The sequence below is a fragment of the Myxococcus sp. AB025B genome, from assembly GCF_006518215.1.
GTDB lineage: Bacteria > Myxococcota > Myxococcia > Myxococcales > Myxococcaceae > Myxococcus > Myxococcus fulvus.
This window is the reverse complement of the sequence record NZ_SRLW01000219.1, coordinates 1-17,206: the sequence shown is the minus strand read 5'-3', so window position 1 is coordinate 17,206 and position 17,206 is coordinate 1. Positions and strand designations below refer to the sequence as shown.

The window sequence follows — 17,206 nt, the reverse complement described above, 5'->3', positions numbered from 1 at the left end:
CGCGAGCGCCCCCAACCGGGTGCGACCAGGACAAAATAGGCATGTCCCCGTCGCTGCAAACCCCCGCCACGAGGCCACCCACACACCCCCCGCCAGGAAGCCGGGTTTTTGACACCTCTGAACACCCCGTGCGATAAAGCCCCCTTGTCCTGTGTCGGGACCGCACAAGGAGTGGCAGGCGATGTTCACGGGCGTGAAGGTCTTCTCCGCCACCAAGGCGAAGGAGCGCGAGGAGCTGGGTGAGAACGTCACCCGTTGGATGAAGAGCAACTCCGATCTGGAGATCGTGGATCGCGTGGTGTGCCAGTCGTCCGATAACGAATTCCACTGCTACACCCTCGTGCTCTTCTACCGGCACGGGAAGCAGCAGCAGCCGTCGCAGCCGTAGTCTCAGGCAGTCCCCGCGGCCCTCTCGGGTCCGCGGTCCGGAAGGGGGCGGCCCCCCTCCTCCCTCATCCCGAGCGGCCTATTCGGCGCGAGGCACGTACACGGCGACGCTGCGCGCGGGGACGACCATCTGGGTCTCCGTGCCGGCGAGCTGGAGCGTCCTTCCGCTGAAGACGTCCACGTACGTCGCGGCGCTGGCCGCCAGGCTCCCCAGGGGCTCCACCACCAGTGGGCGCTCCACGTCGCTCCGGTTGATGGCCACCACCGCGCCCTGCCCGTCCGGCAGCGAGCGCTGGTACACGTACAGGTCCTTCTCCACGCGCAGGGTGTGCCGCGAGCCCGTCTGCAGCGCCGGTGACGCCCGTCGCGCCTGGCCCAGCTTGCGCACGTGCTCGAGCAGGTCCGCCTCCAGCTCGGTGAGCGTGGAGTCGAAGCGCATCAGCCGGCGGTTGTCCGGGTCTCCCGCGCCGGGCAGGCCCACCTCGTCGCCGTAGTAGATGAGCGGCACACCGGGCTGGGTGAGCACGAAGGTGAAGCCATACTTCGCCTTCTCGAACGCGGCCGCGTCCGTCACCGTGGCCGCCGGGCGCGCGCTGCTCCAGGGGTCTCCGCCCTCCCCGTCCAGCTGCTTCGCGGCCTGGGACATGAAGCGGGCCACGTCGTGGTTGCCCAGGAAGGGCGAGTTGAGCGTGCCGGGCGCGTAGTAGACCTCGTTCTCACGCACGGCCTGGTCCACGCGCTCCAGGCTCTGGCCGTCCGCGAAGGCCTCGCGCACCGGCCAGTACAGCGGGAAGTCGAACTGGCCATCCAGCTCGCGGGGGCTGATGTAACGGGCAATCTGGGAGCGGCCATCCGCGCCCACGAAGGTCTCACCCACCAGGTAGAACTCGGTGCCCGTCATCGCGGTGAGGTCGCGCAGTCGCCCGCGCAGGGTGCGGCCCGCCACCTGGTCCATGTGCTTCACCGCGTCCATGCGGAAGCCGTCGAAGTCCGCCTCCTCCAGCCACCACAGCGTGTCCGCGATGAACTGGTCCACCATGTTCGACGAGCGCCAGTTGAAGTCGGGCAGGTAGTCGGTGAACTTGCACGTCAGCCGCTTCTCCTCCCAATCGCAGTCCTGGCTGCCGCACACGCAGCTGGCGGAGGTGTTGAACCAGTCGTCCTCGCGGTGGTTGACCCAGTACGGGTGCTCCTGGTGGACGTGGTTGAGCACCAGGTCGGCGATGACGCGGATGCCCTTCTTGTGGGCCGCGGCGGTGAGCGCGCGCAGCTCCTCGAGCGAGCCGAAGCGGTGCTGCGTGGTGCGCGGCTGGGTGGGCCAGTAGCCGTGGTAGCCCGAGTAGTACTTGCCGCCCGTGCCGATGAAGCGGCCCTCGGGGTTCTGGTCCACGGGCGAGATCCACAGCACCTTGACGCCCAGCGAGTCGAAGTAGCCGTCCTCCAGCTTGCGGGTGATGCCGGCGAAGTCGCCGCCCTGGTAGTTGGCGATGGGGTCCACGTCCGCCACCGGCCCGTCATTGTCCGGGCGGGCGTTGAGGAAGCGGTCCGTGAAGGCGAAGTACATCAGCCCGGACTCCCACCGGAACTTCTGGGGCTCCACCCAGAACGGCAGGTAGAGCGGCTCGGCCGAGCGGCCCGCCTTGTCCGTGGCCACCACCTTCACGTGGTGCTTGCCCTGCCCCAGCGCCTCCTCGTGCAGGGTGATGCGGCCCGTCTTCGCGTCGAACGCGTCGGGGCGCGGCTGGCCATCCAGCGTCACCACCACCTTGCCCGTGTCGGGGCCGGCCTCATCGGTGCCGTCGACGTACGCGACCTCCACGTCCAGCACGCCCTCGGGCGTCGCGGTGAAGCGGCGCAGCTCCAGCATGGGCTGCCGGCAGTCGGGCACCGTCAGGCGCGAGTACTCCTCCGCGCGCACCCAGCGGGAGTACGGGTTCTGCGGGTCCATCACCTGCTGCTGGCCGATGACGAAGCGGTAGCCGTAGTCGCGCGGCTCCAGCCCCTCCAGGCGCGCGGTGTAGACCCCGTCACCCCGGTCCGCCATGCGCAGCGCGGAGGAGGAGAAGCCATTCCATTCCCCCGCGACGGACACCGCGCCCACGAGCGACTGCTGCGGCGCGTACGTCAGCACCACCTCGCAGGTCCGGACGGGGATGGAGTCTTCGGAGTCACCACAAGCCGCGGAGAGGAGCAACACCGGAAGCGCGAGCGAACGGACCATGCGGGAGTGCGTCATGCGAGCGCCTTTCTACGGGAGGCCCGCTCGGTTTTCCAAGCCCCCACCCGGCGCCTTTTTGACTCGCCGCATCACGCCCCGGGATTGACCGGCACCGGACACCCGGCCGTCTCGGGCCTTCCTATTGCTGGGAGGCGCCCGTCACGCCCTCGTACTCCTGCAGCGCGCGCAGCACCTTGCTCGCCTGGGGGTGGCTGCTGGGCGCCAGGTCCAGGAAGAGGCGGTAGTGCTTCGCCCCCTCCTCCTTGCGCCCGAGCCGGGCCTCCACCGAGCCCAGCAGCAGGTGGCACTCGTAGTTCCCAGACTCCACGGAGATGCACTCGCGGGCCTTCGCCCTGGCCGGCTCGTACTGCTTCGACCTGAGCAGCTCCCGCACCTCGGTCAGCAGCTTCTGGCCCGGGGTCTCGGGCTCGGGCGTCTCGTCGATGACCAGCGAAGCCGCCGGCCGGGGCCCGGAGGGTGCTTTCGCGGTCCCCTGGCGCTGGGGCGGCGGAGGGGGCTCCGTCGCGCGGGCCGAGTCGGCGAAGTCCTGGTCCAGCGCGCCCTTGGCGGACGTGATTCGGACCTCCACCTGGCCCTGGTTGTCCGAGGGGTCATCGTCCACGAAGCCGCAGTGGAGCCCGTGGACGCCGGTGAGCGGGACGTCCGCGCCCTGGGACAGGAGGAAGCGCCGGGCGCGGGCCGGAGGCGTCCCGGGGCCGTCGCGCTCCAGGGAGACCTGCTGGACACAGGCCACCGTCACCACCGGCCCCTGCTCCGGGCCGCGGGTGAAGGCGCCCGTGCCCACCGACGACAGCGACAGCGTGTAGCTGTCCGTCGGGTCCATCCCGTCGAGCAGGAAGCTGCGGCCCACGTCGGTGACCATCCACTCCGGGTGGATGAGCAGCTTGCGCTCCTGATGGGTGCGGGTGTTCACCACGGAGACGATGCGCTCGGGAAGGTCGTCCTGGGGCGTGGGCCCGCCCACCGTGAAGACCATCACCGACGCGGCGCCCGCCGGCGGCGTGTCGCGACCGACCATGCCCACCGCCGCGTCCGCCGCGACGTTCTTGCCCGTCAGCAGGTAGAAGAGGCTCGGCAGGGGCTTGGCCCGGTCCGCCGCGGACAGCGACGTCGACTCCGTGACGCGGTAGGTGTGCGCCGGGTCCATCGCGCCCAGCGCCGCGCGCCCGGAGGACACCGCGAACAGGTGCCGGGCCGCGTCCAGCCGGAACGAGGCGACGGGCATCCGGGCGGAGTCCACGCCCTCCTTCCTGAGCGTCACCACCGCCTGCTGCGCCGGCTTCACGGCGGGCGGCCCCGGCGCCACGCGCGGCGCGTCCGCGTCCTTGAGCTGCGGGCCGGGCAGCGGGGGCCTCGCCGGCCCCGCGTTCGCGGGCTTGTCCGGCGGCATCCAGTCCGCCTTGAGCCGGTCGAAGGATGACCACAGGAGCGCCAGCAGGATGAGCAGCCCCGTGCCCACCACGACGTGGTGCGTGGAGATGCGGAAGCCGTTCTCGAAGAAGCCGCCCCGGTCCGGCGAGTTGCCGTCCGTGTCGTCCTCGTCCTCCGCCAGGCTCTGACCGCCGTCGGGCAGCTCGCTCGGGTGGCTCTCCTGCGTCGCGGGCTCGGTGCGCAGCTCCGGGGCTGAAAGCTCCGTGGGCCGGGGCAGCAGGTGGGTGGTGGCGCGCCAGACGGACAGCTCCTCCACGAACGAGGCGGGGACCTTGGTGTCCTTGCCCAGCTCCGTCATGTCGGGACGGAACAGCTCGCGCAGCAGGTAGGCGGCGGACATCGCGGAGAAGCGCGGCGCGGCCTTGAAGAGGAACCCCGCGAGCGCGTCGCCGAAGGCATGCGCGGACTCGAAGCGGTCCTCCTTCCGCACCGCGAGCGCCTTGTGGAGGATGGCGTCCAGGCGCACCGGCACGTCCGGCCGCACGTCCCGCGCGCGAGGCATCGGCTGGCGCGTGTGCAGCTTGTGCAGCACCGCGTACTCGGGCCCCTCCAGGGGCAGCCGGCCGCACACCATCTCGAACAACACCACCGCCGTGGCCCACACGTCCGTGCGCGCGTCCACCTCCTCGCCCCGGGCCTGCTCGGGGGAGAAGAACAGGTACTTGCCCTTCACCACGCCGGGCGCGGTGTCGAAGCTGCGCAGCGAGCGCGCCTTGGCGATGCCGAAGTCGACGATCTTGACCTGGCCCTCGTAGCTGATGAGCACGTTGTCCGGGGAGATGTCCCGGTGGACGATGTGCAAGAGCTCGCCCTTGTCGTCCGTGCGCGTGTGCGCGTAGTGCAGCCCCCGGCACATCTCCAGGGCGATGTACGTGGCGATGGGCACCGGAAGGCTGGCGAACTGCGAGCGCAGCGCGCGCTTCATCACCTTGTTGAGCGGCTGCCCGTCCACGAACTCCATGGCCAGGAAGTACTCGCCATCCACCTGCCCGAAGTCGAAGACCTGGGCGATGGCGCCGTGCGACAGCGAGGCGGAGATGCGCGCCTCGCTGATGAACATGGAGACGAACGCCTCGTCGTTGGCGTACTCCGGCAACACCTTCTTGATGAGGACGGGCTTGGTGACCCCCGCGGCCCCCAACAGCTGGGCCCTCCAGGTCTCCGCCATCCCCCCGCGGCCGATTCGCGACTGGAGCTCGTACCGGCCAAACTGTTCGTGCTGCGCATTCGCCATTGCGGCGTAGGGTATCCCGGGGCATCCCGTTCAAAAAGGGTCGTCAGGGAATACCCGCGACCTCTCATCTCCCGAGGGGCGGGGGCGTTTTCCCTGAATTTGTCTGGCCATACGTCTGGAGGATGCCATTCACCGAGCGCGCCTCGGGGTGGTGGGGGTGGCGCTTGACGAAGGTCCGATAGCGCTCGAGGGCGCCCTCGGTCCTGCCGAGCAGGAGCTGCATGGCGCCGGAGAGGACGAGGCAGTTGGGCTGCTCGGGAGCCATGCGCAGACAGTCCTCGGCGAGCAGGAAGGCGTCGTGGTGCTGGCCGGAGCGCGCCAGCCGTTGCGCCTGGAGGGCCAGTCGCTCGGCCTCCTCGTGATTCGGGGTGGAGGGCCGGCGCGCCTTCTCCCATGGGGTGACGTGGACCTCGGCCTCGCCCTCGTTGTCGAAGCTGGCGTCGTCGATGAAGGCGCAGCGCAGGCCCTGGATGCCTCGGACGCGGGCCTCCCGCCACTCGGAGATGAGGACCTGCAGGGGCTGCTCGGCATAGGCACCCGGCTCGCGGGGGCCCGGGGCGGACTCCTGGGGAGACCATTCGAGGCAGGCCACCTGGGCGGCCGGGCCGTGCGCGCGGCCTCGGAGGAACACGCCCTCCCCTCGGGGCACGAGTGAGAGGGCATAGGTCTGCCGGGCGTCGAGCCCCTTGATGAGGAAGCCCTTGCGAGCGGAGAGGCGCATGGGCTCGGGGTGGAAGGTGAAGCGCTGTTGGTCCTCGGTGTTGACCTTGCGGAGGTAGACGGACTGGGGCGAGAGGTCCTCTCGCGTGGGCTCGCCGAGGGTGAACAGCGAGATGGCGCGGACGCCCTGGAGGGTGATGGGGTGGCGGGACAGGATGCCCTCGCGGACCTCGGGACGGACCGCGTCTCCGGAGAGCAGGAAGAAGACGAGGGGCTCCCTGCGCGGCGTGGGCTCCTGGATGAGCGGGTCGGCCATCCACTTCGCCTGCGTCATCCCCCAGAAGCTGTAGCTGGCCGAGGCATCGAGGCGGGAGAAGGCGACCAGGTCGAGCGGTACGCGCAGGATGTGGCGCTTCGAGTCGAGCACGAAGGCCGTCTCCTTCGGGTACTCGCCCACGGACTCCGGCTCGTCGGTGGGCTCGGTGCTGTCGGCTCCTGGCGAACCATGGGGCGCGACGACCACGGGCGGCCGTGGGTCCGGGGACGCGGCGGTCGGACCACCAGGGGCAGGCTGGGGTCGCGCCCGCGGACGGAGGGGGCTCGCCCCACCGGGTTCCGTCGGAGCGGAGATGGGCTGGGTCGGGGAGATCTCCTCGGGCTCGGACCGCCTCGCTACGAGGAAGGGGATGGCCACCGCGGAGAGGAGCAGCAGGGCGGCGCCCGCGGCGATGAGGGTTCGACGCTGACGCCTCGGGATGGAGACGGAGGCGAGCCGGACCGTGGGCGCGCTCCCGGCGGGAACCGAGTTCAGCACCACGGTGGGCACGTTCGCGTCGCGCGCCGAGGCCTCCTGATTCGACATGGGCGCCATCCCCGCCGGCAGCGTGCGACGCGGAGGCGGCGACGCGGGGAAAGGTGGGGTCGGCACAGCGTCCGAGCGAATGACCTCCGTGGGCGCGCTCGCGGCGCGGGGCGCGGCCGCTGGAGCCCCCAGCGGCGTCGGGCCCAGGGTGTGCGTTCGACGTGGCGGCAACGAGGTAACGGAGTCGGAGTGGAGCAGCTCCGTGGGCGCGCTCGCCGCACGTGTGGAGGCTTCCGGGATGGCCCTGGGAGCCGAATCCAGGGTGTGGGTACGACGTGGCGCCCCCGGCAACGCGGAGGTAGCACCTGGGTGCGGTGACTCCACGGAGGCGCTCGCCGCACGCGCGGATGACTCCGGGACGACCGAGGGAACCGAGCCGAGGGTGCGAGTACGACGTGGCGGCGCAGTGGAGGTCGCCACGGTTCCCGGCGCGGGACCTGAGTGCCCCTCCGCGGGCGAGCTCGCCGCACGAGTCGACGCGTCCTGGGCGACCAGGGGAACCGGACCCGAGGTCTGGGTGCGACGTGGAGGCGGAGGGGCCGCCCCCGAGGTTGTTTGGGCGGATCCGGGGTACCCCTCCGGATGGCTGTTCGCCACGCGCGCCGACGGCACCTCCTGGAGGTCCATGGGCAGCGAGCCCGCGGTCTGCGTGCGACGTGGAGGCGGAGGGGCCGCCGCCGAGGTGGATGGGGCCGATCCTGGGTACCCCTCCGGATAGCCGGCCGCCGCGCGCGCCGACGGCACCTCCTGGGGGTCCATGGGCAGCGAGCCCGCGGTCTGCGTGCGGTGTGGTGACGACGAGGAAGACCCCTGGACCGAGGGGAACCGCACGGTGGGCGTGCTCACGGTCGACGAGGCGTCGTGAACCGCCGAGGGGAGCGACCCTGCCGTCTGCGTATGGCGAGGTGGCGAAACCGAGCTCCCCGACGAGCTCGAAGCGGAGACCGAGAACGCGGGCATCGTGTGCTCCGCCGCGTCATCGCTCGCCACGGAGAACAAGGTCGAGGTCTGCGCGCGACCCGGTGGCGTCGTCGACGAAGGTCCCGATGCGATCAGCGCCGAGAGCGAGAACTCCGGCATCGTGAACTCGGAAGCATCGGGGACCACCGAGGGCAGAGAGCCTTCCGTACGGGTGCGTCGGGGCGGCGGCGACGCTGATGGCCCCGACGGAGTCGAAGCGGAGAGCGAGAACTCCGGCACCGTCGAGTCGGGAGCTTCGGCGACCACCGCGGACAGCGAGCCCTCCGTGCGGGTGCGCCGAGGCGACGGTGACGCTGATGGCCCCGACAGAGTGGAAGCGGAGAACGCGAACGCGGGCACCGTGAGCTCAGGTGTCGCGGGCAACGAGCCCTCGGTGCGGGGACGACGTGCTGGAGACGCCGAGAATGACCGCGCCTCGGAGGTGCTCGCCGAGGACGCAGGCACCTCCCCAGGCGTCTGGGACCGACGCGGTGATGAGGGGCCCGGAGTCGTCGGACTCGAGGCTCCACCGTTCGGGGCCTCCACCGAGGACACCGCGCCGCCAGGCATGGCCCGAGGGCCTGAAGTCACCGCGGACCGAGGCGGCGTGGACCGGGTCGCTGCCCCCGACGTCGAGGCGCGCGGCGGCGTTGCGGGCGAGGCGCCCCCGCCCCTCGAGCGCCCCCCTGACCCGGCATCCCCTCTCACGGCCTTCGCGGGTCCAGGCGTCGTGGGCCGCGTGGACGCCAGCGGAGGACTGGATGGCGCGGGGCGAACCCCGGCACCCACGCCGGGCGTCGTGGGGCGAGCATCCTCGGGCGTCACATCCGGCAGCGGCGCTCGCGGACTGAAGCCGGGCGACTCCTGCTCGCGCCACGTCGACAGCTCCTCGACGAAGGCGGGAGGGACCTGGAGCTCACGGCCGTCCTTCTGCAAGTCCTCCCGGAACAGCTCACGGACCAGGTAGGCCAGGTTCATCGTCGAGAACCGGGGCGCGAACGAATAGAGGAACGCGGCCAGCGTGTCGCCGAAGGCATTGGCGGACTCGAAGCGCCGCGCCACGTCCACCGACAGCGCCTTGAGGATCAGCTCATTCAGCTCGGGCGGCAGCTCCTCGCGCAATTGGATGGGCGGCGGGAAGTCGCCCTGGGCCATGCGGGTGAGGACCACCGGCTCGGGTCCCACCACGGGAGGCTGTCCACAGAGCATCTCGTACAGCACCAGTCCCGTGGCCCAGATGTCCGTGCGAGCATCCACGTCGCGCCCCCGGGCCTGCTCGGGGGAGAAGTACAGGTACTTGCCGCGCACGACGCCGGGCTCCGTGTGGAAGCCGCGCAGCATGCGGGCCTTGGCGATGCCGAAGTCGACGATCTTGACCTGGCCCTCGTAGCTGATGAGGACATTGTCCGGAGAGATGTCGCGGTGGACGATGCCCAGCGGCACGCCCTTCTCGTTCGTGCGCGTGTGCGCGTAGTTCAATCCCCGACACATCTCCAGGGCGACATAGACGGCCAGGGGGATGGGCAGACGCGGCAGGCCCATCCGCGCGCCCCGCTTCAGGACGCGATTGAGCGGCTGTCCATCCACCAGCTCCATGGCCAGGAAGTACTGCCCATCCATCATCCCGAAGTCGAAGACCTGCGCCACGTTGCCGTGGGACAGCGAGGCCGAGATGCGCGCCTCGCTGATGAACATGGAGACGAAGGCATCGTCGTCGGCGAACTCGGGCAGGACCTTCTTGATGAGGACGGGCTTGGTGACTCCGGCGGCGCCGAGCAGCCGCGCGCGCCACGTCTCCGCCATGCCGCCACGGCCGATGAGGAACTGGAGCTCGTAGCGTCCGAACTGCTCATGTGGATCATGCGCCATGAGTGCCCCCCCGGGCCTTGCGCGGAAGATACGACAGGTCACGAACGAACGCTCACCGCGGTGGATCCACCCCTTCCAGACCTGACAACAAGCCCTTCACGACCTCCGTCTGTGCATGCCGGGGATGCAGCTCCAGGAACCGTCTGTAGAGGCGCGCCGCCTCGTCCGGGCGCCCCTCCAGCGTCGACGCGGTCCCGGTCATGAGCAGACATTCCGCGTGCTGGGGGGCCAAGGACAGACACTTCTCCCCGAGCGAGCGCGCGCCCCCGGCGTCACCGGCCTGCAGCCGTTGCCGCATCTGCTGGACCAGCGTCCCCACGTCCGCGCTCCGCGCCTTCTTCGGAGGCGGACGCGCGGAGGGCTCAGGCTCCTCGATGCGCAGCCGCAGCGCGCCCGAGTTGCCGTCCACGCTGTCGTCGATGAATGCACACCGCAGCCCGAGCACGCCTCGAACGCGACGCTCGGAACCGACGGAGAGGAGGAACTGGAGCAGGGCCCTTCCCGCTCGGGCCTGGGGGCGTTGCGTGGCGCCGCACCGGCGTCGGGAACCCACTGCGCGCAGAGGACGGCGCGCGCGGGTCCTGCCTTGGGTCCGTGGAGGAACGCGTCGCGCCCGGTCGGCTCCAGCTTGAGGGAGTACAGGACCGCCGGGTCCAGACCGGTGAGCGTGAGCGCTCGCTTCAGGAGGAGGCGTTCCGCGTCCGGGCGGAAGGTCGTGGTCTGGAACTCTTCGCGGCCACGGCCCGCGAGTCGGATGGTGCGTCCGGGGATGGCGCGAAGCCCCGGCGGTCCCAGCCTGAACAGCGAGGCGAAGCGGGCCCCCGAGAAGCGCGTCGGGGCGAGCGTCACCTGACCGAGACGGACGGCCTCGGGGAGTGTGTCCGCGTCCCCGGACAGCAGATGGAAGACCGGGGTCGGCCCGTCGACGTCGGGGGTGAGGACCTCGGGCTCATCCTGAGCGGGGACCGTCGCGTCGCCGAGCGCATAGGTCCGCGAGGGGTCCAGTGACTCGAAGGTCCGGAACGTGCGCGGAACGATGAGGACATCGCGGTCCGCCTCGAGCATCAGCTCCCTCACGGGATACGCGATGACAGCGGGAGGGCGCAGCTCGCCAGTCACGGGGCGCGTGTCGCCCCCCGCCACCGGAGCGCCGGTGGAGTCCGAGGGGATGGCGCGGGCGATCAGGAGTCCGGTGAGCACCGTGCCGCTCACCCCGAGGGACACGAGTCCGGCCACACGCCCTCTGCGGGAGAGCCGCGGGCGCGACATGAGCCCGAACGCGCCGAGCAGCTGCGTGGGCGGCTCGCCGGACAGGCGCGAGACATCGAGCACCGTGCGGTCCAGGTCCGGACTCCTGGCCAGGGGCATGGTGCCAGGGTGTGGAGCGGCGGGGAGCTCCAGGGTCTCCCGGGGGTGCGGCTTCGAGGGGGGCCTGGAGCGGGCCTCGGAGGTGCGCCAGGACGCGAACTCTTCCTCGAAGGAGCGAGGGACGTTGAGGGTGCGTCCCTCCTTCTGGAGGTCCTCGCGGAAGAGCAGCCGGAGTGCGTGCGCCAGGTCCTGGGACGAGAACGAGCGGTTCTGGGAGTAGTGGAACTCGGCGAGCCCTTCGGCGAAGGCATGCGCGGAGTGGAAGCGCGCGGACAGGTCCACCGAGAGGGCGGACATGATGAGCGCGTCCAGCTCGGCGGGGAGGCTGGGGCGAAGCTGTCGGGGTGGAGGGAACTCGCCGTAGGCCAGCCGCAGCATCACCGAGGCCTGGGTGCCGGTGACGGGAGGCTGCCCGCAGAGCAGCTCGTAGAGCACGAGCCCCGTGGACCAGACGTCGCTGCGGGCATCGACCTCCAGGCCCTTGGCCTGCTCGGGGGAGAAGTAGAGGTACTTGCCGCGCACGACGCCGGGCTGGGTCTCGAAGTCGCGGGCCATGCGGGCCTTGGCGATGCCGAAGTCGACGATCTTGACCTGGCCCTCGTAGCTGATGAGGACGTTGTCCGGAGAGATGTCGCGGTGGACGATGCCCAGCGGGGCGCCCTTCTCGTCGGTGCGCGTGTGCGCGTAGTGCAGGCCCCGACACATCTCCAGGGCGATGTACGCGGCGAGCGGAGGAGGCAGTCGCGGCAGGCCGAGTTTCGCGGCGCGCTTCAGGACGCGATGCAGGGGCTGACCGTCGACCAGCTCCATGGCGAGGAAGTACTGGCCCTCGACGCGCCCGAACTCGAAGACCTGGGCGATGTTGCCGTGGGATAGCGTGGAGGAGATGCGCGCTTCACTGATGAACCGGGAGATGAAGTCCGAGTGGTTGGCGAACTCGGGCAGCACCATCTTGATGAGGACCGGCTTGGTGACGCCCGCGGCACCGACGAGCTTCGCGCGCCACGTCTCCGCCATCCCGCCCCGTCCCAGGAGGGACTGGAGCTCGTATCGGCCGAAGCGTTGGTTCCGTTCGGTGGACATGGGCGCGTGCCGTGGCGGAGGAATGGGTCAATAGCGGCTTGAGTCGTAGGCCTCGAGCAGATCCATGCCCCCCTTGATGAGGACGGACTTCGTCACGCCAGCGTCGCCCATCCACCGGGCTCGCCACGTCTCCGCCATTCCCCCCCGACCGAGCCAGGACACCAACTCGTATCGGCCGAACCTGTCGCCGGGCTGCAAGGCCATATCAAGAACAGACCCTACCCCACTTTCCTGGGACCCCGAACTTCCCAGGTCTTCCCCGTGCTATGTTCCGGACCGTGGCAAGTATGGGAGACGAGGATGGGGAGGACGCGCTGGTCCGGACCGATACCCTGCCGGCACTCCGGAGCGCGCGCGTCCGGGTGAAGCTGGCGGTGCTGTCCGGGCCGGATGCCGGACGGGTGTACCCGCTGGCGCCAGGGCGCTACCGGGTGGGCTCCGAGGCGTCGGCGGACATCGTCCTGCCGGATCGCGCCGTCTCCAGGCAGCACCTGCTGCTGGAGGTCCGGGACAATCTCGTGCGCGCCACGGATCCGGGCTCGCGCAATGGCTCCTTCTGCGAGGGCATGCGCTTCTCGGAATTGGAGGTTCGTCCAGGGGCCACGCTGACCCTTGGCACGACGGAGCTGCGGCTCGTCGCCGAAGGCGAGAAGTCCAAGGCCCCGCCCCTCTCCACCCGGACGAGCTTCGGGGGCCTGGTGGGCACCAGCCGCCGCATGCGGGAGGTCTTCACCCTGCTGGAGCGGCTCACGCAGGGCGAGTCCGACGTCCTCATCCAGGGCGAGACGGGCACCGGCAAGGAGCTGTGCGCGGAGGCCATCCACACGCACGGCTCGCGCGGCAAGGGCCCCTTCGTCATCGCGGACCTCGCGGGCATCCCGCCCCAGCTCCTGGAGAGCGAGCTGTTCGGCCACGTGAAGGGCGCCTTCACCGGGGCCCAGGCGGATCGTGCGGGCGCCTTCGAGCGCGCCCACGGCGGCACCCTCTTCCTCGACGAGGTGGGCGAGCTCCCGCTCGAGGTCCAACCGCGCCTCTTGCGCGTGCTGGAGCGCCGGCAGGTCAAGCGCGTGGGCGCCAACGACTACCGCACCTTCGACGTGCGCGTCGTCGCCGCCACGCACCAGGACCTCGAGGGCGCGGTGAAGCAGGGCCGCTTCCGCGGCGACTTGTTCCACCGCCTCGCGGTGCTGCGCGTCGTGCTGCCGCCCCTGCGCGAGCGCCCCGAGGACATCCCGCTGCTCATCGACACCGTCCTCTCGCGCCTGGGCAAGCCCCCCAGCGCCCTCTCCGAGGTCACACGCGCCCTGCTGACGCAGTACCCATGGCCGGGCAACGTGCGCGAGCTGCGCAACGTGGTGGACCGCGTGGTCAGCATGGGCGAGGAGGCGCTCCCGGAGATGCCCGACCTCCCCGAGGCGCCCCCTCGCGCGCCCTCCGCCCACGACGAGGAGGACGACGAGTCCACGCTGTCGCTGGCGCTCGACCTGCCCTTCAAGGAGGCCAAGGAGCGCCTCATCGAGGGCTTCGAGCGCGACTACCTGCGCAACCTCGTCGAGCGCTGCGAGGGCAACGTGTCCCGCGCGGCGCGTGAAGCGGGCATCGACCGCGTGTACCTGCGCAAGCTCCTGCGCAAGCACGGACTGGACTCGGGCGGGCCCTGAGTCGGACGGCGACACACGCTACCGGACACGCCCACCTCCACGCGGGGTGAGGCTCGGGACAGGTCCACCGCCTTTCTCGTGGCCGATGCGTCCGGTGGCGAGTCATTTCCGTCGAAACGGCCTCCACCCCGAGGCCCCTTCACTGGAGCAAAGCCCTCATGTCGTTCATCGACTCGCTTCGCGCGAGCCTCGTCTCGAGGTTCGCCATGGTGTTGCTGTTGCCACTGCTTGGCTGTGGTGGTGGCGATGATGGAAAGCTCTCCATCCTGCTGACGGACGCGCCGGGTGACGGCATCGAGACGGCGGTGGTCACCATCTCGAGCATCTACCTGCAGGGCGGAGACTCCGAGGGCGGCCGCGTCGTCCTGCGCGACGAGCCCGTGACGGTGAGCCTGCTGGAGCTGGCCAACTCCACCTCGGAGCTCGTGTCCGAGGCCGTGGTGCCCAATGGCGACTACGACCAGCTGCGCTTCGTCATCACCGGCGGCTACCTGGAGGTGCGCAACGAGGACGGCACCACGTCCATCTTCGCCACCTCGGATGACTACGCGGGCCTGCCCGAGGGCGCCGAGGTGTCCGGTCGGCTGCACATGCCCAGCTACGGCTCCTCCGGCCTGAAGGTGAAGTTCACGGAGAAGCTCACCATCGAGGGTGAGCAGAAGATCCTCCTGGTCGACTTCGACGTGGCGCAGAGCTTCGGCAAGGAGGCCGGCAACTCCGGCCGCTGGGTGATGAGCCCCGTCATCAAGTCCGCGGAGCTGACCGCCTCCGCGAGCATCGACGTGGAGGTGACGCTCGGCGCCGGTGTCGTCCTGCCGACACTCGAGGGCCAGGTCCTCACGCTCGCGAACCTCAACGCGGTGCTCATCAACGCCGAGGGCAGCCGCGAGACGCTGCCGCTGACGGACGCCAACGCGGACGGCACCTTCGAGGCCACCTTCCGGTTCCTCATCCCCGGCACCTTCCAGGTGCAGGTGGAGGCCCCGGTGGGCGTGAGCCTGGGCACCACGCCGGCCCAGCCGGTGTCCGTGCGGCTCGAGTCCGGACGCGACAGCACCCAGGCCTTCGTCGTCACGAGCGCCCAGCTCCCGTAGTCCTCACGGAGCCGGCTTCCCCACCCCGCCGCACAGCACGCGATGTGCGTGCGCCACGGCGAGAGGAAAAATCCACGCAGCTCGTGGCCGGCCCTGAGCGCGCGGGGTCTCCTGGATGAGAGGCCGTTTTTTCCCGCGGAACTCTCGGAATCAGGTGGGGTTGGCGCGGGGCCAGCTCCCCAGACGAGGCGTCGGGACAGTCCCCGGCGCCTCGTTTTTTCGTGCGGGCATGCGCCCCGCGACGGCCAGGGCTCAATAGACGACGAGCGCCTGCGGGGCGTGGTAGCTGACGATGGTCAGCACCGGGATGCGCGGCGCCTCGGCGTCATCGTCGTTGCCGCCCGACGTCAACCGCACCCCGTCGAAGCGCGCCAGGAAGACGTACTCGCGACGCGCCTCGAGGAAGGGGTCCGCGCCGGAGAGCCGGCCCAGCGCCTCCCGGCCCGTCTCATCCGAGACATTGTCGAAGTGCTTGCGCGTGGTGGACACGGTGCCGCGCTCACGGGTGTTGAGGTTCCCACCCAGCCGCCCCGGTCCCGTGAGCTGCGTCTGCCCACCCAGGTCACCGTTCGTCGTCGTGGTGGTGTCGAACGTCTCCCCGTAGCCCACCGGGGCATCCGACTCCACCGAGGCCAGCGTGTGCTCCACCAGCCACACCGTGGGCTTCTCCCCTTCCGAGCGCTGGTCCGCCACGCGCGCGCGCAGCAGCACGTAGCGGCCCTTGTACGTGTCCGGGCGCTCCACCGCGGAGGCAAGGGAGAAGATGGGGATCTTGCGCTCCTGCAGGTACTGGAGCTCACCGGGCACGCTGCCCCCGCGCTGCGCCACCACGCGCGCGATGAGGTTCGCGGCCTCGGGACGCACCTTCAGGTCCTCCGCCCACGCGCCGCCGAGCAGCGCTCGAAGCTGGGTGAAGGGCGTCAGCTCGATGCAGGCCTTGAGGGCGGCCCAGCCTTCGTCGCGGGACTCGGCCTGGACCCGACGCGCGGCGGCCTCGCACAGGGCCGGATTCGGGTAGCGCGCGACGAAGCCCTTGGGGTCCGCGGAGGCGCTGGGCGGCGGGGCCTCGCGGGCCTTCTCGACGACGGGCGCGTCCTCGCGAGGCGGCGACTCCGTCCAGGTGACATGGGAGTGCGACGCGCCGCAGCCGGCGGCGAGCGAGCCCAACAGGGCCCAGGTGGGGACAGTCCAGGGATGGTGGCGCATGGCGCTGACTCCTAGAGCGAAGCCGAACCGGAACGAGACGACCCCGCACGCTCGCGCGCCGTGGGCGCCGTGGACGTCGAGGGCAACACGACGGAGCACACGTCCTCGCAGCGCTCGCTCAGGCACGCGAGCGTCGCGGGGCTGGTCTGCTGTTGGGCGACGTCCGCGTAGCAGCGGTCGCCGGCGGCGGGACAGCCTCGGCGCGCGGCGCACTCACAGCAGGGCGCGGCCACGGTGGCCATCAACTGCGCTTCCTGGAGGACCGTGGACAGGCCGCGGTAGCACGTGCGCGCCGTCGCCGCGAAGCGGCCCTTCGAGTCCACGATGGACACGTTGCCACCCAGCCCGCAGCGGTCCGCGGCGGCGAGATAGCGCTTCTCGCACATCGCGACGAGCGACGCGTCGGAGACGCCCTCGCGCGCATTCCCCACCGTCTCCGTGCACAGCGCGCGGGAGATGTCCTTGAGCAGCTTGCGGTTGGCGGCGTCCTGCTCGGGGCTCGGTGTGCCTGGCGTGGCCTCGGACTCGAAGACACACTCCTTGCCCTCGCGAAGCGTGTCGACGGTACAGGCCCACGCCGTCGGGGAATCATCCGAGACGGGCGGCGCCGAGAGTGCTTCCGGTGCCAGCGCCGGCGTCGCGGCGGGAGGAGCCGAACCCAACAAGAACAGGGAGACGATGAGCGCCTTCATGGACACGGCAGGTTAGGCGCTCGCGGTGCGCCACACAAACGAGGCCCGGTGTCACTGTTCACCCCACACCTGGACCTCCAGGACGATTCGCCGTGCGGTTCCCCACGGCGCGCTCCCGGCGTCATGGGCGTGGAAGGTCCCCGCGGTCCGAGATGAAGAGGTAGCCGAAGACCACGACGCTGATGACCACGCAGGACAGCGCGACGACGAGCATCAAGGACAGCCGTCGGCCCACCAGGACACTCACATAGATTTCGCCGGCCACGACGAGCAGCAGCATGGCGAGGATGGACAGGGAGCGCCGCCAGGCCTGTCGCGACGTCGGAGGCCACCCTCGCGAGGAGCGCCCCGATGGGCGAGGACCACGTGGGCTGGACGGTTCGGCTGGCATGACGCGGGCCCCCTCGTCTCGACTCGACCAGGTGTCTCGCGCCCCAACCCCCGGGCACGAGACCCGCCC

The 17,206-nt window shown here is 70.7% G+C and carries 11 protein-coding genes; 3 read left to right on the top strand and 8 right to left on the bottom strand.

Features of this window, described 5'->3' with window-relative positions; all coding sequences use genetic code 11:
* The first annotated feature begins 181 nt into the window (after positions 1-181).
* Positions 182-388: a hypothetical protein gene (locus tag FL311_RS29865; protein ID WP_141330411.1), complete on the top strand. Its 207-nt coding sequence runs from the start codon at positions 182-184 to the stop codon at positions 386-388.
* Positions 389-466: 78 nt separating this feature from the next.
* Here the strand turns inward: FL311_RS29865 and FL311_RS29860 are convergent, their stop codons facing one another.
* The 5 genes from FL311_RS29860 to FL311_RS45440 form a co-directional block, all read right to left on the bottom strand.
* Positions 467-2,623: an alpha-amylase family glycosyl hydrolase gene (locus FL311_RS29860; protein ID WP_141330409.1), complete on the bottom strand. Its 2,157-nt coding sequence runs from the start codon at positions 2,621-2,623 to the stop codon at positions 467-469.
* Between the two features lie 121 nt (positions 2,624-2,744).
* Positions 2,745-5,291 carry a serine/threonine-protein kinase gene (locus FL311_RS45450; protein ID WP_228557166.1) on the bottom strand — a complete coding sequence of 849 codons (2,547 nt, stop codon included), beginning with the start codon at positions 5,289-5,291 and terminating at the stop codon, positions 2,745-2,747.
* A gap of 64 nt (positions 5,292-5,355) precedes the next feature.
* A complete protein-coding gene (locus FL311_RS45445) occupies positions 5,356-9,642 on the bottom strand; it encodes a serine/threonine protein kinase (protein WP_228557165.1) in 4,287 nt (1,428 codons plus the stop codon).
* Positions 9,643-9,694: 52 nt separating this feature from the next.
* Complete coding sequence (locus tag FL311_RS29845; RefSeq protein WP_153882708.1) at positions 9,695-9,844, bottom strand: hypothetical protein; 150 nt, start codon at positions 9,842-9,844, stop codon at positions 9,695-9,697.
* A complete protein-coding gene (locus FL311_RS45440) occupies positions 9,841-12,093 on the bottom strand; it encodes a serine/threonine-protein kinase (protein ID WP_228557164.1) in 2,253 nt (750 codons plus the stop codon). The genes FL311_RS29845 and FL311_RS45440 overlap by 4 nt, the downstream gene beginning before the upstream one ends.
* A gap of 266 nt (positions 12,094-12,359) precedes the next feature.
* On the opposite strand from FL311_RS45440, the gene FL311_RS29835 reads away from it, so the two are divergent.
* The gene (locus FL311_RS29835; RefSeq protein ID WP_141330407.1) at positions 12,360-13,754 is read left to right on the top strand and encodes a sigma 54-interacting transcriptional regulator; all 1,395 of its coding nucleotides are present in this window, start codon (positions 12,360-12,362) and stop codon (positions 13,752-13,754) included.
* Positions 13,755-13,912: 158 nt separating this feature from the next.
* Positions 13,913-14,848 carry a DUF4382 domain-containing protein gene (locus FL311_RS29830; RefSeq protein WP_141330405.1) on the top strand — a complete coding sequence of 312 codons (936 nt, stop codon included), beginning with the start codon at positions 13,913-13,915 and terminating at the stop codon, positions 14,846-14,848.
* A gap of 252 nt (positions 14,849-15,100) precedes the next feature.
* Here the strand turns inward: FL311_RS29830 and FL311_RS29825 are convergent, their stop codons facing one another.
* From FL311_RS29825 to FL311_RS29815, 3 genes are all read right to left on the bottom strand, one after another.
* Positions 15,101-16,054, bottom strand: coding sequence for a hypothetical protein (locus FL311_RS29825; RefSeq protein ID WP_141330403.1), 954 nt, complete (start codon positions 16,052-16,054; stop codon positions 15,101-15,103).
* Between the two features lie 11 nt (positions 16,055-16,065).
* Positions 16,066-16,746: a hypothetical protein gene (locus tag FL311_RS29820; RefSeq protein WP_228557167.1), complete on the bottom strand. Its 681-nt coding sequence runs from the start codon at positions 16,744-16,746 to the stop codon at positions 16,066-16,068.
* A gap of 121 nt (positions 16,747-16,867) precedes the next feature.
* On the bottom strand, positions 16,868-17,026 hold the full coding sequence (locus FL311_RS29815; RefSeq protein WP_153882707.1) for a hypothetical protein: 159 nt from the start codon (positions 17,024-17,026) through the stop codon (positions 16,868-16,870).
* Positions 17,027-17,206 lie beyond the last annotated feature (180 nt).

Excerpts from the sequence above, each read along its gene's own strand:
- FL311_RS29845 (WP_153882708.1), bottom strand. The coding sequence starts at position 9,844 with ATGACCGGGACCGCGTCGACGCTGGAGGGGCGCCCGGACGAGGCGGCG.
- FL311_RS45450 (WP_228557166.1), bottom strand. The coding sequence starts at position 5,291 with ATGGCGAATGCGCAGCACGAACAGTTTGGCCGGTACGAGCTCCAGTCG.
- FL311_RS45440 (WP_228557164.1), bottom strand. The coding sequence starts at position 12,093 with ATGTCCACCGAACGGAACCAACGCTTCGGCCGATACGAGCTCCAGTCC.
- FL311_RS29825 (WP_141330403.1), bottom strand. The coding sequence starts at position 16,054 with ATGCGCCACCATCCCTGGACTGTCCCCACCTGGGCCCTGTTGGGCTCG.
- FL311_RS29860 (WP_141330409.1), bottom strand. The coding sequence starts at position 2,623 with ATGACGCACTCCCGCATGGTCCGTTCGCTCGCGCTTCCGGTGTTGCTC.
- FL311_RS45445 (WP_228557165.1), bottom strand. The coding sequence starts at position 9,642 with ATGGCGCATGATCCACATGAGCAGTTCGGACGCTACGAGCTCCAGTTC.
- FL311_RS29835 (WP_141330407.1), top strand. The coding sequence starts at position 12,360 with ATGTTCCGGACCGTGGCAAGTATGGGAGACGAGGATGGGGAGGACGCG.
- FL311_RS29830 (WP_141330405.1), top strand. The coding sequence starts at position 13,913 with ATGTCGTTCATCGACTCGCTTCGCGCGAGCCTCGTCTCGAGGTTCGCC.
- FL311_RS29815 (WP_153882707.1), bottom strand. The coding sequence starts at position 17,026 with ATGCTGCTGCTCGTCGTGGCCGGCGAAATCTATGTGAGTGTCCTGGTG.
- FL311_RS29865 (WP_141330411.1), top strand. The coding sequence starts at position 182 with ATGTTCACGGGCGTGAAGGTCTTCTCCGCCACCAAGGCGAAGGAGCGC.
- FL311_RS29820 (WP_228557167.1), bottom strand. The coding sequence starts at position 16,746 with ATGAAGGCGCTCATCGTCTCCCTGTTCTTGTTGGGTTCGGCTCCTCCC.